The sequence below is a fragment of the Kitasatospora cinereorecta genome, assembly GCF_024172095.1.
Lineage (GTDB): Bacteria > Actinomycetota > Actinomycetes > Streptomycetales > Streptomycetaceae > Kitasatospora > Kitasatospora cinereorecta.
Genome location: NZ_JAMZDX010000002.1, coordinates 822866 through 843849 on the forward strand (window position 1 = coordinate 822866; position 20984 = coordinate 843849).

General features: G+C 72.9%; 21 protein-coding genes, 1 pseudogene and 1 riboswitch. Of the genes and pseudogenes, 16 read left to right on the plus strand and 6 right to left on the minus strand.

The features are described from left to right. The first annotated feature begins 4 nt into the window (after positions 1–4). A complete protein-coding gene (locus tag FHR36_RS10680) occupies positions 5–652 on the plus strand; it encodes a hypothetical protein (RefSeq protein ID WP_253795959.1) in 648 nt (215 codons plus the stop codon). A 172-nt stretch (positions 653–824) separates the two neighbouring features. Continuing rightward, the gene (locus FHR36_RS10685) at positions 825–2264 is read left to right on the plus strand and encodes a GuaB1 family IMP dehydrogenase-related protein (RefSeq protein WP_253795961.1); all 1440 of its coding nucleotides are present in this window, start codon (positions 825–827) and stop codon (positions 2262–2264) included. 30 nt (positions 2265–2294) lie between these two features. On the opposite strand, the gene FHR36_RS10690 is transcribed toward FHR36_RS10685, so the two are convergent. After that, entirely contained in the window at positions 2295–2996 is a 702-nt protein-coding gene (locus FHR36_RS10690; RefSeq protein ID WP_253795963.1) for a DUF5995 family protein, read from the minus strand. A gap of 199 nt (positions 2997–3195) precedes the next feature. On the opposite strand from FHR36_RS10690, the gene FHR36_RS10695 reads away from it, so the two are divergent. The 5 genes and pseudogenes from FHR36_RS10695 to FHR36_RS10715 all read left to right on the plus strand — a co-directional run bounded on the left by FHR36_RS10695 (position 3196) and on the right by FHR36_RS10715 (position 7737). Beyond that, positions 3196–4029 (plus strand): SDR family NAD(P)-dependent oxidoreductase, encoded by an 834-nt coding sequence (locus FHR36_RS10695; protein ID WP_301329978.1) that lies wholly within the window; start codon positions 3196–3198, stop codon positions 4027–4029. A gap of 1 nt (position 4030) precedes the next feature. Then, positions 4031–5113, plus strand: coding sequence for an S-adenosylmethionine:tRNA ribosyltransferase-isomerase (locus FHR36_RS10700; RefSeq protein WP_253795965.1), 1083 nt, complete (start codon positions 4031–4033; stop codon positions 5111–5113). Positions 5114–5236: 123 nt separating this feature from the next. Then, positions 5237–5503 carry a GlsB/YeaQ/YmgE family stress response membrane protein gene (locus tag FHR36_RS10705; RefSeq protein WP_253795967.1) on the plus strand — a complete coding sequence of 89 codons (267 nt, stop codon included), beginning with the start codon at positions 5237–5239 and terminating at the stop codon, positions 5501–5503. Positions 5504–5507: 4 nt separating this feature from the next. After that, a pseudogene (locus FHR36_RS10710) lies at positions 5508–6895 on the plus strand (uracil-xanthine permease family protein). A 110-nt stretch (positions 6896–7005) separates the two neighbouring features. Continuing rightward, positions 7006–7737 carry a TetR family transcriptional regulator gene (locus tag FHR36_RS10715; RefSeq protein ID WP_253795968.1) on the plus strand — a complete coding sequence of 244 codons (732 nt, stop codon included), beginning with the start codon at positions 7006–7008 and terminating at the stop codon, positions 7735–7737. Between the two features lie 110 nt (positions 7738–7847). On the opposite strand, the gene FHR36_RS10720 is transcribed toward FHR36_RS10715, so the two are convergent. From FHR36_RS10720 to FHR36_RS10735, 4 genes are all read right to left on the minus strand, one after another. Beyond that, positions 7848–8801: an electron transfer flavoprotein subunit alpha/FixB family protein gene (locus tag FHR36_RS10720; RefSeq protein ID WP_253795969.1), complete on the minus strand. Its 954-nt coding sequence runs from the start codon at positions 8799–8801 to the stop codon at positions 7848–7850. 34 nt (positions 8802–8835) lie between these two features. After that, positions 8836–9621: an electron transfer flavoprotein subunit beta/FixA family protein gene (locus FHR36_RS10725; RefSeq protein WP_253795970.1), complete on the minus strand. Its 786-nt coding sequence runs from the start codon at positions 9619–9621 to the stop codon at positions 8836–8838. A 32-nt stretch (positions 9622–9653) separates the two neighbouring features. Further along, positions 9654–10805, minus strand: a complete 1152-nt coding sequence (locus FHR36_RS10730) for an acyl-CoA dehydrogenase family protein (protein WP_253795971.1) — start codon at positions 10803–10805, stop codon at positions 9654–9656. Between the two features lie 130 nt (positions 10806–10935). After that, the gene (locus FHR36_RS10735; RefSeq protein ID WP_253795972.1) at positions 10936–12318 is read right to left on the minus strand and encodes an FAD-dependent oxidoreductase; all 1383 of its coding nucleotides are present in this window, start codon (positions 12316–12318) and stop codon (positions 10936–10938) included. A 242-nt stretch (positions 12319–12560) separates the two neighbouring features. Continuing rightward, a riboswitch (FMN riboswitch) is annotated at positions 12561–12688 on the plus strand. Between the two features lie 164 nt (positions 12689–12852). Between FHR36_RS10735 and FHR36_RS10740 the strand changes: the two genes are divergently transcribed. The 9 genes from FHR36_RS10740 to FHR36_RS10780 all read left to right on the plus strand — a co-directional run bounded on the left by FHR36_RS10740 (position 12853) and on the right by FHR36_RS10780 (position 20153). Beyond that, positions 12853–13515: a riboflavin synthase gene (locus FHR36_RS10740; RefSeq protein WP_253795973.1), complete on the plus strand. Its 663-nt coding sequence runs from the start codon at positions 12853–12855 to the stop codon at positions 13513–13515. Beyond that, on the plus strand, positions 13512–14144 hold the full coding sequence (locus FHR36_RS10745; RefSeq protein WP_407660813.1) for a nicotinamide mononucleotide transporter family protein: 633 nt from the start codon (positions 13512–13514) through the stop codon (positions 14142–14144). Before FHR36_RS10740 ends, FHR36_RS10745 begins: the two co-directional genes overlap by 4 nt. Next, on the plus strand, positions 14141–15403 hold the full coding sequence (locus FHR36_RS10750; protein ID WP_253795974.1) for a bifunctional 3,4-dihydroxy-2-butanone-4-phosphate synthase/GTP cyclohydrolase II: 1263 nt from the start codon (positions 14141–14143) through the stop codon (positions 15401–15403). Before FHR36_RS10745 ends, FHR36_RS10750 begins: the two co-directional genes overlap by 4 nt. Before the next feature lie 35 nt (positions 15404–15438). Then, positions 15439–15912: a 6,7-dimethyl-8-ribityllumazine synthase gene (gene ribH / locus FHR36_RS10755; protein ID WP_253795975.1), complete on the plus strand. Its 474-nt coding sequence runs from the start codon at positions 15439–15441 to the stop codon at positions 15910–15912. Positions 15913–16014: 102 nt separating this feature from the next. Then, complete coding sequence (locus FHR36_RS10760; RefSeq protein ID WP_253795976.1) at positions 16015–16287, plus strand: phosphoribosyl-ATP diphosphatase; 273 nt, start codon at positions 16015–16017, stop codon at positions 16285–16287. Between the two features lie 50 nt (positions 16288–16337). Next, positions 16338–17186: an ATP phosphoribosyltransferase gene (gene hisG / locus FHR36_RS10765; RefSeq protein ID WP_253795977.1), complete on the plus strand. Its 849-nt coding sequence runs from the start codon at positions 16338–16340 to the stop codon at positions 17184–17186. Between the two features lie 8 nt (positions 17187–17194). Then, positions 17195–17632, plus strand: coding sequence for a PH domain-containing protein (locus FHR36_RS10770; protein WP_253795978.1), 438 nt, complete (start codon positions 17195–17197; stop codon positions 17630–17632). Positions 17633–17760: 128 nt separating this feature from the next. Then, positions 17761–19110: a hemolysin family protein gene (locus FHR36_RS10775; protein WP_253795979.1), complete on the plus strand. Its 1350-nt coding sequence runs from the start codon at positions 17761–17763 to the stop codon at positions 19108–19110. Beyond that, positions 19107–20153, plus strand: a complete 1047-nt coding sequence (locus FHR36_RS10780) for a hemolysin family protein (RefSeq protein WP_253795980.1) — start codon at positions 19107–19109, stop codon at positions 20151–20153. The genes FHR36_RS10775 and FHR36_RS10780 overlap by 4 nt, the downstream gene beginning before the upstream one ends. Positions 20154–20199: 46 nt before the next feature. Here the strand turns inward: FHR36_RS10780 and FHR36_RS10785 are convergent, their stop codons facing one another. Then, positions 20200–20877 carry a DUF4230 domain-containing protein gene (locus FHR36_RS10785; RefSeq protein WP_253795981.1) on the minus strand — a complete coding sequence of 226 codons (678 nt, stop codon included), beginning with the start codon at positions 20875–20877 and terminating at the stop codon, positions 20200–20202. Positions 20878–20984 lie beyond the last annotated feature (107 nt).

A 20984-nucleotide genomic window follows, 5' to 3' on the forward strand; every position in this document is an offset into this window, starting at 1 on the left:
GTCCATGGACATCGACTCCGACATCCTCACCCGCACCCGGCGCTCGCTGCACGCGGTCGCCGAGCATCTGCTCGCCGGCCCGCAGTACCGCACCAGCGGCACCATCCGGCTGCGCCCCTGCCCCGGCGGCTTCGCCACCCGGCTGGAGCCGGCCCTCCAGGTGGTCGGCACCGACCTGGTCACGCCGGCCGGCCCGCTGCCGCTGTCCGGCACCGACTGCGCCACGCTGGCCGCGGCCGCCGGCCTCGTCCCCGGCGGCACGGCGGAGCTCTACTCCGACGGCTCCGGCGTCCCGGCCGACCAGCGCCTGGAGGTCGACCCGGCCGCCGCCCGGCGGATCGCCGACGCCTTCGCGCTCGGCGACGCCGCGCTGCGCGCGCTCTTCCCCGGCGCTGACCCGGTGCTCTGGCCGGAGCACTTCGACCTCGGCGTCACCGCCGAGGCGGTCAACTACGGCGTCTCCCCGGGTGACACGTACCTGGCGGAGCCGTACGCCTATGTCGGCCCGCACATCCCGCGCACCGGCGCGTTCTGGAACGCCCCCTTCGGCGCCGCCCGTCCAATGGCCGACCTGCCCGACGAACCCGCGCTGCTCGCCTTCTTCACCGAGGGCCGCCACCTGGCCGCACTTGGAGGATCGTCCAAGCCGTAGCCCGCCGAACCGCCCACCGCTTGTGTCGATCTTCAGAATCCGTGCGTGGACTGGCATCGGGGGTGGGTATCACGGAGTATTGAACGTTGGGTGCGGGGCGCCCGAGTGCGCCCTGCGGCAACGCCGTAACCGCGCCCGAGGTGTACGTTTCCCCAGCCAGAGAGCCCCCTTCATGCGCTTCCTGAACGACCTCAAGCCCGCGTACGACTTGACGTACGACGACGTCTTCATGGTCCCCAGCCGTTCCGCCGTGGGCTCCCGGCAGGGTGTCGACCTCTCCTCGAACGACGGCACCGGCACCACCATCCCGCTGGTCGTCGCCAACATGACCGCGATCGCCGGCCGCCGGATGGCCGAGACCGTGGCCCGCCGCGGCGGCCTGGTGGCCATCCCGCAGGACATCCCGATCGAGGTCGTCTCCGAGGTCATCGGCTGGGTCAAGCAGCGCCACCTGGTGCACGACACCGCGCTCACCCTCAGCCCCGGCGACACCGTCGCCGACGCGCTGTCGCTGCTGCCCAAGCGCGCCCACGGCGCGCTGGTGGTGGTGGAGGACGGCAAGCCGATCGGCGTCGTCACCGAGGGCGACTGCCACGGCGTGGACCGCTTCACCAGCCTCGCCGAGGTGATGTCCCGCGACCTGCTCCTCCTGGAGGAGGGCATCGACCCGCGCGCCGCCTTCGACCGGCTCAACGAGCACCACCGCAAGCTCGCCCCGGTGGTCGCCGCCGACGGCTCCCTGGTCGGCCTTCTGACCCGCAAGAACGCGCTGCGCGCCACCCTCTACGCCCCGGCCGTGGACGCCGCCGGCAGGCTGCGGATCGCCGCCACCGTCGGCATCAACGGGGATGTGGCCGGCCGCGCCAAGGCGCTGGTCGAGGCCGGCGCCGACGTGCTGGTGGTGGACACCGCCCACGGTCACCAGGAGTCGATGGTCAGCGCGCTGCGCGCGGTCCGCGGCCTGGACCCGCAGGTCCCGATCGTGGCCGGCAACGTGGTCTCCGCCGCCGGCGTCCGCGACCTGGTCGAGGCCGGCGCGGACATCCTCAAGGTCGGTGTCGGCCCCGGCGCCATGTGCACCACCCGGATGATGACCGGTGTCGGCCGCCCGCAGTTCTCCGCCGTGCTGGAGTGCGCCGCCGAGGCCCGCCGCCTGGGCAAGCACGTCTGGGCCGACGGCGGTGTCCGCCACCCGCGCGACGTCGCCATGGCGCTGGCCGCCGGCGCGTCCAACGTGATGATCGGCTCCTGGTTCGCCGGCACCTACGAGTCGCCCGGCGACCTGCAGACCACCGCCGATGGCCGCCAGTACAAGGAGAGCTTCGGCATGGCCTCGGCCCGCGCCGTGCGCAACCGCACCGCGGAGGAGTCGGCGTACGACCGGGCCCGCAAGGCGCTGTTCGAGGAGGGCATCTCCACCTCGCGGATGTTCGTCGACCCGGCCCGGCCGGGCGTCGAGGACCTGATCGACTCGATCGTCGCGGGCGTGCGCAGCTCCTGCACCTACGCGGGCGCCTCCAGCCTGGAGGAGTTCCACGAGAAGGCGATCGTCGGCGTCCAGAGCGCCGCCGGCTACGCCGAGGGCAAGCCGCTGCACTCCAGCTGGGCCTGACCGCTCCGCCGTCCTCCCCTGGCCCTGCGGTCAGGACCCGGGGAGGGCGGTGGCGCCGTCGAGGGGGGTCAGCAGGGCCCGGCTGACCATGCCGACCGAGCGGGCCAGGGCGTCCACCGCCAGCTGGTAGGCGGGGCGGACGCGGCGCAGCTCCCAGAGCGCCAGCACGCTCGCCCACGCCGCCTCGCGGGCCCGGTCGATCGACCAGACGCCGACCACGTGCATCAGCGGGGCGGCGACCGGCAGGTCGTCCGGGCCGGGGAGCAGCTCGTCCCGTACCTGGTCCTCGACCTGGGCGAGCAGGTCGTTGATCCGGTGGTAGTCGGTGGCCAGCTGCTCGGGGTGGCGGCCGAGGCTGCGGCAGGTGTCCAGGACGGCGAGCGGCAGGTCGTGCTCGATGTGGGCGTTCATGCCCGCCAGGGCGTACTGCAGCGGGTGGATCCCGGGGGTGGCGCGCAGGTCGAACAGCGGGCGCCAGCAGGGGTTCGGTCGGCGGCCGGCGCGGTCGTCGTCGACGGCGGCCAGGTAGCGGCCGGCGAAGAGCCCGTCCAGCTCGGCCATCGCCGCCGGGTCGTCGAAGTACGCCTGGTCCAGCCGTTCGCGGACCAGCCGGGTCACGGTCAGGTACATCCCGTTGAAGACGGCGACGCCGTCGGACGGTGGGAGGGCGGCGCGCAACTCGTCCATCCGGGCGATCACTTGGTCGACCGTCAGGGCGTCACTGATCGTCATGGCGGGCGCGGCCTCTCGCGAGCAGTCGATCGGATTGTCCGATGGTAGGGCGGGGGAGGAGCGAAGCCGAGACCCCACGCGGACCGCGTCGGCGCCCGCTACTTTCGTCCTAGACCCGCCGCCGTAGGGCGAAGAGCCCAGGGGCTACCCGGCCCGACGGCCGATCCGGGACCCGGGTGGCCGGAGCGACGCTCGTCCCATGAACAGCGCACACGCCAACAGCGCACAGCCGAACAGCGCACCCGTCGACCACGCACAGGCGAAGCCCGCCGCCGTGGTGACCGGCGCCTCGCGGGGCCTCGGCCTCGAACTGGTCCGGATGCTCGCCCGCGCCGGCCACCCGCTGGTGATCACCGCCCGCACCCCCGCCGACCTGGCCGCCGCCGCACGCGAGCTGGCCCCGCTCACCGAGGTCGTCGCCCTGCCCGGCTCGGTCGTCGACGACGACCACCGCGAACGGCTCGCCGAGGCCGCCGCCGGCCTCGGCGGCGCCGGACTGCTGATCAACAACGCCTCCACCCTCACCGGCTACGACCTGGCCGGCGCCCCGCTGCCCGCCCTCGCCGACTTCCCGCTGCCCGGGCTGCTGGAGACCTTCGAGGTCGGCGTCCTCGGCCCGATCGCACTCACCCAGCTGCTGCTGCCCCAGCTGCGCGCCCACCGCGGCGCGGTGGTCAACCTCAGTTCGGACGCCGCGGTCGAGGCGTACGCCGGGTGGGGCGGCTACGGCGCGGCGAAGGCCGCCCTGGACCACGCGTCGGCGGTCCTCGCGGTCGAGGAGCCGGAGCTGCGGGTGTGGGCGGTGGACCCCGGCGACATGCGCACCCGGATGCACCAGGAGGCGTTCCCGGGCGAGGACATCTCCGACCGTCCGCTGCCGGAGAGCGTCGTGCCCGCCTTCCGGGTGCTGCTCCGCGACCGTCCGCCGTCCGGCCGCTACCGCGCCGCCGACCTGCTCACCGTCGCCTCCGTCCTCGCTCCGGAGGCCACCGCCCTCGCCCCGGACGTCGCCCGCATCCCGACGGGGGCGTGAGGTGGCCACCGCCGTGGACCAGGCCCTCGACCCGTTCGACGTCACCGTGCCGCCCGAGCTCTCCGCCCGGGAGCCCGCCGAGGCGCGCGGCCCCGGCCGCGACGCGGTCCGGATGCTGGTGGGCCGACGGGCCCCGCTCACCACCGCGCACCACGACTTCGCCGACCTGCCGGACCTGCTGCGCCCGGGCGACCTGCTGGTGGTGAACAACTCGGCCACCCTGCCCGCCGCCCTCCCCGGACGGCTGCCCGACGGCACTCCCGTGGTCCTCCACCTCTCCTCCGCCCGGCCCGATCCGAACGGCCGTCACCTGGTCGAGCTGCGTCGACCGACGGCCGGCGCCGCCGCGTACTACCCGCAGGCCCGGTCCCCGGCCGCCCCCGGCCTGCGGATCGCGCTGCCCGGCGGCGCGGGCGCGGTGCTCACCGCCCCCTTCACCCCGCGCCTGTGGCACGCGCACCTCGACCTCCCCGACCCGGTTGGTGGGACGATCGGCTACCTGGCCCGCCACGGCCGGGCGATCCGCTACGGCTACGTGGACCGGGACTGGCCGATCGAGGCGTACCAGACGGTGTTCGCCGAGGTCCCGGGCAGCAGCGAGATGCCGAGCGCGGCCCGGCCGTTCACCACCCGGACGGTCGCCCGGCTGGCCGCCCGCGGCGTGCTGGTCGCGCCGATCACGCTGCACACCGGTGTCGCCTCGCCCGAGGCGCACGAGCCGCCGTACCCGGAGTGGTTCCGGGTGGGGGGGAGCACGGCCCGGCTGGTCGGGCACGTCCGGGCAGGCGGCGGCCGGGTGGTGGCGGTCGGCACCACGGCGGTCCGGGCGCTGGAGTCGGCCACCGGCCCGGACGGCCGGGTGCGCGCGGCGGAGGGCTGGACCGACCTGGTGGTCACCCCGGAGCGCGGCGTCCGCAGCGTGGACGGCCTGCTCACCGGCTGGCACGAGCCGCGCGCCTCGCACCTGCTGATGCTCCGGGCGGTGGCCGGCCGCGAGCTGCTGCTCCGCTGCTACGCCGAGGCGGTGGCGCACCGCTATCTGTGGCACGAGTTCGGCGACGTCAACCTGCTGCTGCCGGAGTGACCCGGAGTGACGGAGGGCAGAAGGCACGGTCGACCGGCGTGATCGAGATGCCCGATCGGCGGCCCGGCGTGATCATGGGATCGCCCGCCGTCGCCGGGACGGCCGATCCGAAGGGCGGACCCGATGTTCCAACTGCTGTGGATCCTGATGATCGGCTTCGTGCTCGGCGTGCTGGCGAAGCTGATCCTCCGCGGCCCCCAGTCCATCCCCTGGTGGCTGACCATGCTGCTGGGCGCGGCCGGGGCCCTGCTCGGCAACCTGGTGTCCGGCTGGATCGGGGTGCGGCACACCAGCGGCATCGACTGGACCAGGCACCTGCTGCAGATCGCCTTCGCCGTGGCCCTGGTCGCCCTGGTGGCACCGGCCTGGTCGAAGTCGCGCACCAGGTAGCCGCGTGCGGACGAGGGGCTTCGGCTGGACCCTGCACGGCGACGGCCGGAGCCCGGCGCCCGGTGCGGTGGTACGGCCGGGCGAGCGGCTCTCCTGGGGACGGACGGCGGGCCTCGGCGCCCAGCATGTGGTGGCGATGTTCGGCGCCACCTTCGTCGCACCGGTGCTGATGGGGCTCGACCCCAACCTGGCCGTCATGCTCTCCGGCGTGGCCACCATCCTGTTCCTGCTGATGACCGGCGGCCGGATCCCCAGCTACCTGGGCAGCAGCCTCTCCTTCGTCGGGGTGGCCGCGGTGATCCGCTCCCAGGGCGGGGACTCGGCCACCCTGACCGGGGCGCTGCTGGTGGTCGGCGCGGTCCTGGCGGCCTGCGGGGCCGTGGTGCAGGCGGTCGGCGCCCGGATGCTGCACGCCGTGCTGCCGCCGGTGGTCACCGGCGCCGTGGTGATGCTGATCGGCTTCAACCTGGCACCCGTGACGGCCGGCACCTACTGGCCGCAGGACCAGTGGACGGCCCTGCTCACCATGCTGTTCACCGGTCTGGCCCTGGTGGTGCTGCGCGGCTTCTGGGCCCGGATCGCGATCTTCCTCGGCCTGATCTTCGGGTACGTGGTCTCCTGGCTGTCCGACCGGATCTTCGGCCGGATCCACGCGCCGAACGGCAGCGGCGCGGTGACCGACCACTGGCGGCTCGACCTGTCGGGCGTCGCCCACGCCGACTGGATCGGCCTGCCCACCCCGCACGCACCGAGCTTCTCGCTCTCTGCCGTGCTGGTCGCCCTGCCGGTGGTCGTCGCGCTGATCGCCGAGAACGCCGGCCACGTCAAGGCGGTCGCCGAGATGACCGGCGACCCGCTGGACGACCGGATGGGCACCGCGATCACCGCCGACGGCGCAGCGACGGTCGTCTCCACCGCCTTCGGCGGCCCCGCCACCACCACGTACGCCGAGAACATCGGCGTGATGGCCGCGACCCGGGTCTACTCCACCGCCGCCTACTGGTGCGCGGCCGGCTTCGCGATCCTCTTCGGCCTCTGCCCGAAGTTCGGCGCGGTCGTGGCCGCCATCCCCGGCGGGGTGCTCGGCGGGATCACCGTGGTGCTGTACGGCATGATCGGCCTGCTCGGCGCCCAGATCTGGATCCACAACCGGGTCGACCTCACCAACCCGCTCAACCTGGTCCCGGTCGCGGCCGGGGTGATCGTCGGCATCGGCAATGTGCGCTGAAGTTCACCGACAACTTCGAGCTCAGCGGCATCGCCCTCGGCACCGTGCTCACCCTTGCCGGCTACCACCTGCTGCGCGCCCTCGCCCCGCCCCACCTGCGCGCCGCCGCCGCGACCCCGATGCCCGACCCCGCCCTGCCCGGCTACGGGGACCGGGCGTCCTAGGGCACCAGCGACACCCCGACCGTCCAGTTCTGAGGACCGCCTGGGAACGCGGTGCCGTCGGCTGGGCGCACCGAGTGCCGTGAAGGCGCTCGCGGTGCTAAGTTCGCAGCATGACCGACGCGCAGACCGCAGACCAGAAGGCCGCCCCCGGCGCGCCCGCGAAGCCCGCCATGCGCGACTCCCTCGTGGCGGCGGCCTTCCGGCTGTTCCTGGAGCACGGCTACGAGCAGACCACCGTCGACGACATCGTCAAGGCGGCCGGGGTGGGCCGGCGGTCGTTCTTCCGGTACTTCCCGTCCAAGGAGGACGTGGTCTTCCCCGACCACGAGAAGTGCCTGGCGGACATGACCGCCTTCCTGCGGGACAGCGCCGACACCGACGACCCGGTGGTCCGGGTCTGCGACGCCGCCCGCCTGGTGCTGCGGATGTACGCGGAGAACCCGACCTTCTCGGTCCAGCGCTACCGGCTCACCCGCCAGGTCCCGGGCCTGCGCACCTACGAGCTGTCGGTGGTGTGGCGGTACGAGCGCACCCTCGCCGACTACCTGCGCGCCCGCTTCTCCGCCCGCCGGGACGGCACGCTGCGCGCCGACGTGATCGCGGCCGCCGTGGTGGCCGCCCACAACAACGCGCTGCGCGCCTGGCTGCGGGCCGACGGCCAGGGGGACGCCACGGCCGAGGTCGACCACGCGCTGGCGTACGTGACCGAGGCGTGGTCCTCGGAGCGTCCCGCGGCGGCGGGCGGCGAGGAGGAGGACGACGTGGTCATCGTCATCACCCGGCGCTCCACCCCGATGTGGCGGGTCGTCCGGGACATCGAGTCGGGCCTGAACCAGGGCTGACCGGGCCCCCGCGCGGACGCAGGGACAGCGGAACAGCGGGACAGCAGAACGGCGGAAGCCGGCCGGCGAGTTCGCCGGCCGGCTTCCGCCGTGTTCGGGTGTCGTCCCGATCAGCCCTTCGCCTGCGCGGTGAGCTGCGGCAGGACGGTGAAGAGGTCGCCGACGATGCCGTAGTCGACGAGTTCGAAGATCGGGGCCTCGGGGTCCTTGTTGACCGCGACGATGGTCTTCGAGGTCTGCATGCCGGCCCGGTGCTGGATCGCGCCGGAGATGCCGGCGGCGATGTAGAGCTGCGGGGAGACCTGCTTGCCGGTCTGGCCGACCTGGTTGGTGTGCGGGTACCAGCCGGCGTCGACCGCGGCGCGGGAGGCGCCGACGGCGGCGCCGAGCGCGTCGGCGAGGTCCTCGACCACGCCGAAGCCCTCGGCGGCGCCGACGCCGCGGCCGCCGGAGACCACGATCGCGGCCTCGGTCAGCTCGGGGCGGCCGGAGGACACCCGCGGGGTGCGGGCGGTGACGGTGGCGGCGTTGCCGGTGAACGCGACCTCGACCGCCTGGACGGTGCCGGCGGCCGGGGCCGGCTCCGGGGCGACCGCGTTCGGCTTGACGGTGATGACCGGCGCGCCGTGGGTGACGGTGGACTTCACCTGGAAGGAGGCGGCGAACACCGACTGGGTGGCGACCGGGCCGCTCGCGCCGGCCTCCAGGTCGACCGCGTCGGTGATCAGGCCGGAGCCCAGCCGCAGGGCGACCCGGGCGGCGATCTCCTTGCCCTCGCCGGAGGAGGTCACCAGCACCGCGCCGGCTTCGGTGGCCTGCGCGATCTGGGTGAGCGCGTCGACCTTGGGGACGACGAGCTGCGCGGTGAACTCGGGGGCGTCGGCGGTGTGGACGGTGGCGGCGCCGTACTCGGCGGCCTTGGCGGCGATCGCGGCCGCGTTGTCGCCGGCGCCGAGGACGACGGCGGCGGGGGTGCCCAGGCGGCGGGCGAGGGTGAGCAGCTCGAGGGCGGGCTTGCGCACCTGGCCGTCGGCGTGGTCGACCAGGACGAGGATCTCGGTCATGTCGTGGCTCTCTTCTTCTTGTCCAGGGTCCCGGTCAGATGAACTTCTGCTCGGCGAGGAACGCGGCGAGCTGCTTGCCGCCCTCGCCCTCGTCGGTGACGATCGTGCCCTTGGAGCGCGGCGGGCGGGCGGTGACGGTCTCCACCTTCGTCCAGGCGCCGGCCAGGCCCACCGCGTCGGCGTCGATGCCCAGGTCGTCCAGGTCCAGCGACTGCACCGGCTTCTTCTTCGCCGCCATGATGCCCTTGAAGGAGGGGTAGCGGGCCTCGCCGGACTGGTCGGTGACCGAGACGACGGCGGGCAGCTGGGCCTCGACCTGCTCGGAGGCGGCGTCGCCGTCGCGGCGGCCCTTGACGGTGGTGCCCTCGACGCCGACCTCGGACAGCAGGGTGGCCTGCGGCACCCCGAGGCGCTCGGCCAGCAGCGCGGGCAGCACGCCCATGGTGCCGTCGGTGGAGGCCATGCCGCACACGACCAGGTCGAAGCCGACCTGCTCCAGGGCCTTCGCCACGATCGCGGAGGTCGCGATCACGTCCGAGCCGTGGATGTCGTCGTCGTTCACGTGGACGGCCTTGTCCGCGCCCATCGACAGCGCCTTGCGCAGCGCGTCCTTCGCGTCGTCCGGACCGACCGTGAGCACGGTCACCTCGGCGTCCCCGGACGCCTCCGCGATCCGCAGCGCCTGCTCGACGCCGTACTCGTCCAGCTCCGACAGGAGGCCGTCCACGCCCTCCCGGTCGGTGGTGGTGTCGTCCGCGAAGCGACGGTCACCGGTCGCGTCGGGCACGTACTTCACACAGACAGCGATGCGCAGGGTCACGATGTCTGCTCCTTTCCGATGGAGAGTCAGGGTTACGGGAGGTTGCGGGCCATGACGATGCGCTGGACCTGGTTGGTGCCCTCGTAGATCTGGGTGATCTTGGCGTCGCGCATCATCCGCTCGACCGGGTAGTCGCGGGTGTAGCCGTAGCCGCCGAGCAGCTGGACGGCGTCGGTGGTGATCTCCATCGCCACGTCCGAGGCGAAGCACTTGGCCGCGGCGCCGAAGAAGGTCAGGTCGCCGTCGGTGCGCTGGGACTTGGCGGCGGCGGCGTAGGTGAGCTGGCGGGCGGCCTCCAGCTTCATGGCCATGTCGGCGAGCATGAACTGGACGCCCTGGAACTCGGCGATGGCCTTGCCGAACTGCTTGCGCTCCTTGACGTAGCCCTTGGCGTAGTCGAGGGCGCCCTGGGCGATGCCGATGGCCTGGGCGGCGATGGTGACGCGGGTGTGGTCGAGGGTCTTCATCGCGGTGGCGAAGCCGGTGCCCTCGGCGCCGATCATGCGGTCGGCGGGGATCCGGACGTTGTCGAAGTAGACCTCGCGGGTCGGCGAGCCCTTGATGCCGAGCTTCTTCTCCGGGGCGCCGAAGGACACGCCCTCGTCGGCCTTCTCGACCACGAACGCGGAGATGCCGCGCGAGCGCAGCTCGGGGTCGGTGACGGCCATGACGGTGTAGTACTCGGAGACGCCGGCGTTGGTGATCCACCGCTTGACGCCGTTGAGGACCCAGAAGTCGCCGTCGCGCACCGCGCGGGTCTTCATCCCGGCGGCGTCGGAGCCGGCCTCGGGCTCGGACAGGCAGTAGGAGAACATGCCCTCGCCGCGGGCGAGCGCGCCCAGGTACTTGGCCTTCAGCTCCTCCGAGCCGGACAGCTGGACCGGCAGCGAGCCGAGCTTGTTGACCGCCGGGATCAGCGAGGACGAGGCGCACACCCGGGCGACCTCCTCGATCACCAGCACGGTGGCCAGCGCGTCCGCGCCCGCGCCGCCGTACTCCTCCGGCACGTGCACCGCGTGCAGGTCGTTGCCCTGCAGCGCGTCCAGCGCCTCCTGCGGGAAGCGGCCCTGCTCGTCCACCTCCGCGGCGAACGGCGCGATCTTCGCCTCCGCCAGCGAACGCACCGACTCCCGGAGCATCTCGTGCTCCTCGGAGAGACGGAAGAGGTCGAAGTCCTGGGTCATGGGCAGCCGTCCGCGGAAGCTTGTAGGGAACTCAGTTCCCCAAATACACCACACTCCGTGCCAATAAGCCAGCCCCCGCGCCGCCGCGCGGCGACCGCGCGGCAGGGCGGGGGCTGGAGGAGTGTGCCGATCAGTCCGGGGTGTTGCTCAGGTCACCGGCCGAGGCGGCCAGCATGGTTGCGCGGTCCACCACCTTGACCCGCTCGCGGCCCTCGCGCTCGCCGAGGGCGCGCTCGTGGGCGTCCAGCAGCTGCCAGCCCTCCCAGGTGGTGAAGTCCACGCCGCGGGAGCGCAGCAGCGTCTCCACGGCGGCCTCGGCGGGTTCGGGCGCGAGCCGCAGCCGCCCGGCGGCCTGGTCCTCGACCAGGCAGGCGACGGTCTCGTTGGCGTCGCCCTTGGTGTGCCCGATCAGGCCGACCGGGCCGCGCTTGATCCAGCCGGTGACGTACGTGGAGGGCAGCGGCCGCTCGTTCTCCAGCACCCGCCCGGCCCGGTTGGGGACGGTTGCGGACAGCGGGTCGAAGGGCAGCTTGGGCAGTTCGTCCGAGCGGTAGCCGACCGCCCGGTAGACCGCCTGCACCGGCCACTCGCGGAACTCGCCGGTGCCGACCGTGTTGCCGTGGCCGTCCAGGCGCATCCGCTCGGTGCGTAGCGCCACGACGCTGCCGTCCGCGCCGAGCAGCTCGACCGGGTTCTCGAAGAAGTGCAGGTGCAGCCGGTGCGGGCGGTCGCCGACGTCGCGGATCGCCCAGTTCTCCAGCGTCGCGGCGACCATGTCGGCCTGCTTGTTGCCGCGGCGGGTGGCGATCGAGCCCTCGTCGTAGTCGATGTCCTCCGGGTCGACGGCCACCTCGATGGTGGGGGAGTGGTCCAGCTCGCGCAGCTCCATCGGGCTGAACTTGGCCTGCGCGGGCCCGCGTCGGCCGAAGACGTGGACCTCGACGGCGCGGTTGGCGGCCAGGCCGGCGTGGACGTTGGGCGGGATCTCGGTGGGCAGCAGCTCCTCGGCGGTCTTGGCGAGGATGCGGGCCACGTCGAGCGCCACGTTGCCGACGCCGAGCACCGCGACCTGCTCGGCCTCCAGCGGCCAGTCGCGCGGGACGTCCGGGTGGCCGTCGTACCAGGAGGCGAAGTCGGCGGCGCCGTACGAGCCGTCGAGGTCGATGCCGGGGATCGCCAGGTCGCGGTCGGCGTCGGCGCCGGTGGCGAACACCAGCGCGTCGTAGTGGCGGTGGAGGTCATCGAGGGAGAGGTCGCCGGGGTAGGCGACATTGCCGAACAGGCGCACCTGCGGCTTGTCGAGCACCTGGTGCAGGGCGGTGACGATGCCCTTGATCCGCGGGTGGTCGGGCGCGACGCCGTAGCGGATCAGGCCGAAGGGCGCGGGCAGCCGCTCCAGCAGGTCGATGGAGACGCCGGGTTCGGTGGCGATCTCGGACTTGAGCAGCGCGTCGGCGGCGTAGATCCCGGCGGGGCCGGCGCCGACGATCGCCACCCGGACAGGGCGTGACATGGGCAGGGTTCCTTCGGCTGAGGACTGTTCCGCCGCTCAGCCTTCCGCCGCCGCGGGGTGCGCGGTACGCGGGTCCGGCTTATGGGATCATAAGTCGGACCTATGGCATGCCAAAGAAACGCTACTCGCACCACTATTCCCTGTGACCGCGTGGTTGCCGAGTGAAGCAGCACACATGACGTACCCCTGCTCTTCTCGGGCCGGGCGTGGCAGAATGCGAGTCAGCAGTAGCAGTGACGTTCAGCGCACTCCGGGGTCGGTGAAACTCCGAACCGGCGGTTACAGTCCGCGACCCGTCCGCAGCCAGCGGCCGGTTGACCAGGTGAAATTCCTGGACCGACGGTTAAAGTCCGGATGGGAGGCGTGCGCGGCGGACAGGTACGACCACAGCCCACCCGAGGGCCGTGGGCACCAGGGAGAGCCCTCTTCCGCGGCGACGACGCCCGGAGGCCGGGATCGCCCCCGTACCCCTGTCCGCGTCATCTCCCAGAGCCGCCCCGGAGTCCGCGCCCTAGCAGCGCGAGGAGAACCCGGGTGTTCACCGGCATCATCGAAGAGCTCGGCGAGGTCGTCTCCATCGAGGAGATCGGCGAATCCTCGCGAATCCGCCTGCGCGGTCCGGTCGTGGTGGCCGACGCCCGGCACGGCGACTCCATCGCGGTCAACGGTGTCTGCCTGACCGTGCTCGACGACAACGAGCAACTCGCCAAGGAAACCGGCGAGTTCAGTGCCGACGTGATGGCCGAGACGCTCCGCCGCTCCAGCCTCGGCGCGCTGCGGCCCGGCTCGAAGGTCAACCTGGAACGAGCCATGGCGCTCGGCGCCCGGCTCGGCGGCCACCTGGTCCAGGGCCACGTCGACGCCACCGGCCGCCTGCTCTCCCGCGAGCCCGGCGACCTGGCCGCCGACGGCACCCCGCGCTGGGAGGTGCTGCGCTTCTCCCTCCCGCAGTCCATCACCCGCTACCTGGTGGAGAAGGGCTCGATCACCGTCGACGGCGTCAGCCTGACCGTGGTCGAGGCCGCGATCGACTCCTTCACCGTCTCGCTGATCCCGGCCACCCTGGAGCTGACCACGCTCGGCGCCAAGGCCGTCGGCGACCCGGTCAACCTCGAGGTGGACGTCCTCGCCAAGTACGTCGAGCGGCTGCTGGACACCCGCACGCTGCCTGACACCGTTGCCGGGGAGCAGCAGTGAACTCGCTGAGCGGGATAGCCTTCACCGCCTTCGGCGAGCAGGTGAAGTGGGCCGACATGATCGGCAACCTGCTCGGTCTGATCGCCCTCGCCCTCGGCTGGCGCCGCTCGGTGTGGACCTGGCCGCTGCAGCTGGCGGCCGGCGCGGTGCTGATCGCCGCCTATCTCGGCGGCCACGTACCGGGTCTGATCGGCAAGCAGCTGATCGTGATCGTCACCGCGGTCTGGGGCTGGGCCCAGTGGCGGCGCGGCCGCCGGGACAGCGGCGAGATCGCGGTCCGCTTCGCCTCCGCCCGCGAGCGCGCGGTGCTGGTGGCCGGCGCGGCACTCGGCACCGCGGCGGTGGCCGGACTGTTCCTGGCCGTCCCCTCGCTCTCCTGGAGCCCCTGGCTGGACGCCTACATCTTCGTCGGCACCCTGGTCGCGATGGTGGCGCAGGCCCGTGGCTGGGTCGAGTTCTGGCTCGCCTGGATCGCCGTCGACCTGGTCGGCGTCCCGTTCTCGTACACGCACGGCTACGTCTTCTCCGCACTGACTTTCACCATCTACTTCGTCCTGGTCCTGCTCGGCCTGGCCGGCTGGTGGATGAAGGCCCGCACCCACACCGTTCCGAAGGGAGTCACGGCATGACCAACGACCAGACCGGTGACGAGCTCGCCCTCGACCCCGTCGAGCGCGCCATCGCCGACATCGCGCTGGGCCGCCCGGTGATCGTGGTGGACGACGAGGACCGCGAGAACGAGGGCGACATCGTCTTCGCCGCCTCCGCGGCCACCCCCGAGCTGATGGCCTTCACCATCCGCTACAGCTCCGGCGTCATCTGCGTCCCGATGACCGGCGCCGAGCTGGACCGGCTCAAGCTGCCCCCGATGACCCAGGTCAACGAGGACCGCAAGGGCACCGCCTACAGCGTCTCGGTGGACGCCCGCGACGGGGTCGACACCGGCATCTCCGCCGCCGACCGGGCCCGCACCGTCCGGCTGCTGGCCTCCGAGGGCACCGAGGCGGGCGACCTGACCCGGCCCGGCCACGTCTTCCCGCTGCGCGCGATGGAGGGCGGCGTGCTGGTCCGCCCCGGCCACACCGAGGCCGCGGTCGACCTCGCCCGGCTGGCCGGCCTGCCGCCGGCCGGCGCGATCTGCGAGGTGGTCAACGACGACGGCACCATGGCCCGGCTGCCCGAGCTGGTCGCCTTCGCCCGCGAGCACGGCCTGGCGATCATCTCGATCGAGGACCTGATCGCCTACCGCCGCCGCACCGAGCTGCACGTGGACCGCGCCGCGGTCACCACCCTGCCCACCGCGTACGGCGACTTCACCGCGGTCGGCTACCGCGGCACCATCGACGGCGTCGAGCACCTCGCGCTGGTGGCCGGCGGCCTGGCCGAGGACGGCCGGCTGCCCGAGGCCGAGGACGTGCTGGTCCGGCTGCACTCCGAGTGCCTCACCGGCGACGTGTTCGGCTCGCTGCGCTGCGACTGCGGCCCGCAGCTGCAGGCCTCGCTGCAGCAGGTCGCCGAGGCCGGCCGCGGCGTGGTGCTCTACCTGCGCGGCCACGAGGGCCGCGGCATCGGCCTCACCCACAAGCTGCGCGCGTACGAGCTGCAGGAGCAGGGCCGGGACACCGTCGACGCCAACCTGGACCTCGGCCTGCCCGCCGACGCCCGGGACTACTCCATCGGGGCGCAGATGCTCGGCGACCTCGGCGTCCGCTCGCTGACCCTGCTCACCAACAACCCGAACAAGCTCGCCGCGCTCACCGACCACGGCCTCAAGGTGAAGGGCCGCCTGCCGGTCGCCACCGAGGCCGGCGAGCACAACCTGCGGTACCTGCGCACCAAGCGCGACCGGATGGGCCACGAGCTGCCCTGGCTCGACGACCAGCACTGACCCCACCTCCACCCACCTCCCGATAGGAAGCAGACATGGCCGGCCACGGAGCCCCCGTCCTCACCCCCCAGAACCACGCCGACCTGCGGGTCGCGGTGGTCGCCGCGCAGTGGCACGAGCAGGTGATGAACGGCCTGCTCGACGGTGCGCACCGCGCCCTCAAGGAGTTCGGCATCGAGGAGGCGACGGTCGTCCGCGTCCCCGGCACCTTCGAGCTGCCGGTGGCGGCCAAGGCGCTGGCCGAGCGCGGGTACGACGCGGTCGTCGCGCTCGGCGTGGTGATCCGCGGCGGCACCCCGCACTTCGACTACGTCTGCGAGGCCGCCACCATGGGCCTCACCGACGTGGCCGTCCGCACCGGCGTCCCGGTCGGCTTCGGCGTGCTCACCTGCGACAACGAGCAGCAGGCGCTGGACCGCGCCGGCCTGCCGGACTCGGCGGAGGACAAGGGCCACGAGGCGGTCACCGCCGCCGTCGCCACCGCCGCCACGCTCCGCGCGCTCGCTTAGTCCGGTCGGGTGGCGTGCGGGGCGGGCGGTTGTCCACCGGACTGTCCACGGTCCGGAATCGTTTACCGCCGCCTCGCCCGCAACCCGTATGGTGACCTCATCATGGCTTCGAAGACATTCGAGGAGCTCTTCACCGAGCTCCAGCAGAAGGCCGCCACCGGCGACCCCGCGACCTCCCGTACCGCGCAGCTCGTCCAGCAGGGCGTGCATGCGATCGGCAAGAAGGTGGTCGAGGAGGCCGCCGAGGTCTGGATGGCCGCCGAGTACCAGTCGGGGGAGGAGACCGCCGAGGAGATCTCGCAGCTCCTGTACCACCTTCAGGTGATGATGGTCGCTCGCGGGCTGACGCTCGACGACGTCTACAAGTACCTCTGACCCGCACCACCGACCGTCCACTCGTAACCGCAGCGAAGGGTTCCTCACTCATGCTCCGCATCGCCGTCCCCAACAAGGGTTCTCTCTCGGGTCCCGCGGCGGAGATGCTGCATGAGGCCGGCTACCGCCAGCGCAAGGACGCCAAGGAACTGGTGCTGGTCGACCCGGACAACCAGGTCGAGTTCTTCTTCCTGCGGCCGCGCGACATCGCCGTCTACGTCGGCTCCGGCCGCCTGGACGTCGGCCTCACCGGCCGCGACCTGCTGCTGGACTCCGCCTCGGACGCCGAGGAGGTGCTGGCGCTCGGCTTCGCCGGGTCGACCTTCCGCTTCGCCAAGCCGGTCGGCGTGGACGTGCACGACGTCCAGGGCCTGGACGGCCTGCGGATCGCGACCTCCTACACCGGCCTGGTCGAGCAGCACCTGGCCGAGCACGGCGTGAAGGCCACCGTCACCAAGCTGGACGGCGCGGTCGAGACCGCGGTGCAGCTGGGCGTCGCCGACGTGATCGCGGACGTGGTGGAGACCGGCACCAGCCTGCGCAACGCCGGCCTGGAGGTCTTCGGCGAGCCGATCCTGATCTCCGACGCGGTGGTCATCCGGCCCAAGGGCGCGGGCGAGGACCCGGCGGTGGAGCAGTTCCTGCGCCGCCTGCAGGGCGTGCTGGTGGCCCGCCGCTACGTGCTGATGGACTACGACATCCGGGCCGAGAAGGTGGGCGACGCGGTCGCCCTCACCCCGGGCCTGGAGTCGCCGACCGTCTCCCCGCTGCACACCGAGGGCTGGGTGGCGGTCCGTTCGATGGTGCTCCGCAAGGAGGCCCAGCGGATCATGGACGACCTGTGGGCGATCGGCGCCCGCGCCATCCTGGTCACCAACATCCACGCCTGCCGTCTCTGAGAAGCTCCGTGAACACCGAACTCCCGCAGACCTGGGTCCCGCGTCGCAACCGGGTCGTCCTGCTGCCGATGTGCGTCCTGATCGTGGCGCTCTTCAGCGTGATCGCCGTCGCGCTGCCCGCCAACTGGCACCTCAACGACCGGGTCGCGATGGTGGTCAGCGGACTGCTGTTCGCCGCGGTCGGGCTGATGCTGGCCCGGCCGCGGGTGAGCGCCGACGCCGAGGGCGTCACCGTGGTCAACTTCGTCCGCAGCCGGCGGCTGGCCTGGGCCGAGATCGTCCGGGTCAACCTGCGGGCCGGCGACCCCTGGGTGATCCTCGACCTCGCCGACGGCACCGCGCTGGCCGCCGTCGGCATCCAGCCCGCCGCCGGGCGCGAGCAGGCGATCACCGCCGCCCGCACCCTGCGCGACCTGGTCGAGGAGCGGGCCACCGCCCGGCGCTGATCGTCCGCGCTGGTAAACTCGGGGCAAAACCACCCGTGACCAGAGGAGTGACACCTCCCCTCGATGGACGATCCGTCCGGTAGTACCCGCGCCGTCTCCCTTGTCGACACCGGAAGGCAGGCGGCTCCGTGACCACCGCCTGGCTCCTGCTCGCCGCGGCCATCGTGCTGATCCTCGCCAACGGCCTGTTCGTCGCCGCCGAGTTCGCCTTCGTGACCGTCGACCGCGGCGCCGTCGAGCGCGCCGCCGCCGCCGGCGACCGCCGCGCGGTCGGCCTGCGCAGGGCCCTGCGCCGTCTCTCCTTCCAGCTCTCCGGCGCCCAACTCGGCATCACCATCACCTCCCTGGTGGTCGGCATGCTCGCCGAGCCGGCCCTCTCGGTGCTGCTCTCCCCGGTGATGACCGCGCTCGGCGTGCCCGAGTCGGCCGCCCGCGGCATCGCCGTGATCGTCGGCATGGTGCTCGCCACCGTGGTGCAGATGGTGATCGGCGAGCTGGTCCCGAAGAACTGGGCCATCTCCAGCCCGCTCCAGGTCGCCTACGCGGTGGCCGGCCCGCAGCGGGCCTTCTCCCGCGCCTGCGGCCCGCTGATCACCTTCCTCAACGGCAGCGCCGACCGGCTGGTCCGGGCGCTCGGCATCGAGCCCCAGGAGGAGCTCGGCCACGCCCGCACCCCCGACGAACTGGTCTCGCTGGCCCGCCACTCGGCCCGCGCCGGGGTGATGGACGAGGACTCGGCGACCCTGTTCGTGAAGACCCTGGGCCTGCGCGACCTGACCGCCGAGAGCGTGATGACCCCGCGCGTCGACGTGGTCGCCCTGCAGCAGGACGCCAGCGCCGCCGACGTGCTCAACCTGACCCGCGCCACCGGCCTCAGCCGCTTCCCGGTCTACGGCCACAGCCTGGACGAGGTCACCGGCACCGTCACCCTCAAGGACGCCCTCGCCGTCCCCGACGAGCGCCGTGCCCACACCCGGGTCCGCCACCTGTGCTCGGCCCCGCTGCTGGTCCCCGAGACGCTGCCCGCCGAGCGGCTGCTCGACCTGCTGCGCCGCCGCGAGCCGATGGCCGTCGTGGTCGACGAGTACGGCGGCACCGCCGGCGTCGCCACCATCGAGGACGTGGTCGAGGAACTGGTCGGCGAGGTCCAGGACGAGCACGACCCCGCCGACACCCCCGAACTGCGCCCGCTGCCGGCCGAGCACGGCCTGCCGGTCTGGGAGGCCGACGGCCGGGTCCGGGTCGACCAGCTGGCGGCCATCGGCCTGCACTGCCCCGACGGCCCGTACGAGACCCTCGGCGGACTCCTCGCCGACCTGCTCGGCAAGCTCCCCGCGGTCGGCGAGCGGGCCGAACTGCCCGGCTGGGAGTTCACCGTGCTGGCCGTGGACCGCCACCGCACCGGCCGGGTCAAGATCCGGCGCACCGACGACCGCCGGCCGTACGGCCCCGACTTCACCGAGGACGAGACCCGATGACCGCGCTGCTGCAACTGGCCGCCGCGCTCCTGCTGCTGCTCGGCAACGCCTTCTTCGTCGGCGCCGAGTTCGCGGTCATCTCGGTCCGGCGCAGCCAGATCGAACCGCTGGCCGAGGCCGGCAACCGGCGGGCCCGGACCGTGCTGCACGCCCTGTCCAACGTCTCCGCGATGCTGGCCGCCGCGCAGCTCGGCATCACCGTCTGCTCGCTGGGCCTCGGCGCGCTCGCCGAACCCACCATCGCCCACCTGCTGGAGGGCCCCTTCCACGCGCTCGGTGTGCCCGAGTCGGCGATGCACCTGCTCAGCTACGCCATCGCGCTGGCCCTGGTGGTCTACCTGCACATGGTGATCGGCGAGATGGTGCCGAAGAACATCGCGCTGGCCGGCCCCGAACGGGCCGCGCTGTGGCTCGGCCCGCCGCTGGACCGGCTGGCCCGCTGGCTGACGCCGGTGATCCGCTTCCTGAACGCCTGCGCCAACGCGGTGCTGCGCCTGTTCGGCGTCGCCACCAAGGACGAGGTGGAGTCGGTCTTCACCAGCTCGCAGCTGCTCCACCTGCTGGCCGACTCCGACGCCGCCGGACTGCTGGACGAGAGCCGCCGCGAACGGCTGGAGGACGCCCTCGAACTCGGCGAACGGCCGGTCACCGAGGTGCTGCTCGCCGCCGACGAGCTGGTGACCGTCGGCACCTCGGTGACCGGCCGGGAGATCGAACGGCTCGCCGTGCGCACCGGCTTCTCCCGCTTCCCGGTGGTCGACGAGGACGGCACCGTCCTCGGCTACCTGCACGTCAAGGACACCCTGGAGGTGGACGACACGGACGCGCCCGTGCCGTCCCGCCTCTGGCGGCCGATCACCGTGCTGCGCGGCACCCTGCCGCTGGACGACGCGCTCGCCGCGATGCGCCGGGCCGCCGCCCACCTGGCGGCCGTGGTCGACGCGGAGGGCCGCCAGCTGGGCCTGGTCACCCTGGAGGACGTGCTGGAGGAGCTGGTGGGCGAGGTCCACGACCCCGACCACCGGCCCGCCACCGCCGGCTGACCTGCCGGCTGACCCGCCGGCTGACCCGCCGGGGAGGGGCGGCCGGTCAGCCGCCGACGGTCACCGTGACGTCGGTGAAGCCGAGCGAGCGCAGCAGGCCCTGCAGCATGGCGACGGTGTTGGTCTCCGCGGTGGAGGTCAGCGCGGTGTCCTTGGCCGCGGCCTGGATCTTGTCGACGGCCAGCAGCTCGACCTTGTGCTGGTCGTCGGCGGACCCGTCGGAGGAGAAGAAGTCGCCGATCCGGTCGAACAGGCCGCGCTGCTGGGAGAACATGTAGGAGCGCTTGACGTCCAGGGCGGCGTCGGCGAGCTGGGCGTGCGGGACGACGATGGTGGCGGTGCGCCGGTCCTCGGAGACCTTCACCGCGTCCGCACCCAGCTTGCCCAGGTCCACGTACGCGCCGACGCTGCCCGCGCCGACGTACAGGCTGCGGGTGCCCAGCAGCGCCGAGGGCAGGAACTTCGCCTCCTGGTCGAGGTCGATGACCACCTGGAAGTTGCCGGTGGCGGCGGTGTAGCGGCTCATGTTCTGGATGGACTTGAGGACCACCGGCTGGCTGCGGTCCACGTCCTTGGTGGCGAACGGGTTGGGCAGGCCCGGCAGCAGGTCGAAGCGGGCGGCGGCCAGGAAGAGCGCGAGGATCGCCGCGAAGGTGATCGGTATGCTCAGGTACCAGGGGAGTCTGCGCCCCCGGGTGGTCGCCGCGGCGGTCGCGCCGTCCATGTCCGCTCCTCGGAAAGGTCGTCGGGGCCGGAGCCGGTGCTCCACCCTCGCGAGCGGCACCCTACTGGCCCGCACCGACGGGGCGCACCGGCAGGTCGACTGCCGGA

What these genes read in the sequence shown, in the direction of transcription:
- hisG (WP_253795977.1), top strand. Translation starts at nt 16,338, where the DNA reads ATGCTCCGCATCGCCGTCCCCAACAAGGGTTCTCTCTCGGGTCCCGCG.
- FHR36_RS10720 (WP_253795969.1), bottom strand. Translation starts at nt 8,801, where the DNA reads ATGACCGAGATCCTCGTCCTGGTCGACCACGCCGACGGCCAGGTGCGC.
- FHR36_RS10760 (WP_253795976.1), top strand. Translation starts at nt 16,015, where the DNA reads ATGGCTTCGAAGACATTCGAGGAGCTCTTCACCGAGCTCCAGCAGAAG.
- FHR36_RS10715 (WP_253795968.1), top strand. Translation starts at nt 7,006, where the DNA reads ATGACCGACGCGCAGACCGCAGACCAGAAGGCCGCCCCCGGCGCGCCC.
- FHR36_RS10730 (WP_253795971.1), bottom strand. Translation starts at nt 10,805, where the DNA reads ATGACCCAGGACTTCGACCTCTTCCGTCTCTCCGAGGAGCACGAGATG.
- FHR36_RS10735 (WP_253795972.1), bottom strand. Translation starts at nt 12,318, where the DNA reads ATGTCACGCCCTGTCCGGGTGGCGATCGTCGGCGCCGGCCCCGCCGGG.
- FHR36_RS10690 (WP_253795963.1), bottom strand. Translation starts at nt 2,996, where the DNA reads ATGACGATCAGTGACGCCCTGACGGTCGACCAAGTGATCGCCCGGATG.
- FHR36_RS10785 (WP_253795981.1), bottom strand. Translation starts at nt 20,877, where the DNA reads ATGGACGGCGCGACCGCCGCGGCGACCACCCGGGGGCGCAGACTCCCC.
- ribH (WP_253795975.1), top strand. Translation starts at nt 15,439, where the DNA reads ATGGCCGGCCACGGAGCCCCCGTCCTCACCCCCCAGAACCACGCCGAC.
- FHR36_RS10680 (WP_253795959.1), top strand. Translation starts at nt 5, where the DNA reads ATGGACATCGACTCCGACATCCTCACCCGCACCCGGCGCTCGCTGCAC.
- FHR36_RS10695 (WP_301329978.1), top strand. Translation starts at nt 3,196, where the DNA reads ATGAACAGCGCACACGCCAACAGCGCACAGCCGAACAGCGCACCCGTC.
- FHR36_RS10685 (WP_253795961.1), top strand. Translation starts at nt 825, where the DNA reads ATGCGCTTCCTGAACGACCTCAAGCCCGCGTACGACTTGACGTACGAC.
- FHR36_RS10705 (WP_253795967.1), top strand. Translation starts at nt 5,237, where the DNA reads ATGTTCCAACTGCTGTGGATCCTGATGATCGGCTTCGTGCTCGGCGTG.
- FHR36_RS10780 (WP_253795980.1), top strand. Translation starts at nt 19,107, where the DNA reads ATGACCGCGCTGCTGCAACTGGCCGCCGCGCTCCTGCTGCTGCTCGGC.
- FHR36_RS10750 (WP_253795974.1), top strand. Translation starts at nt 14,141, where the DNA reads ATGACCAACGACCAGACCGGTGACGAGCTCGCCCTCGACCCCGTCGAG.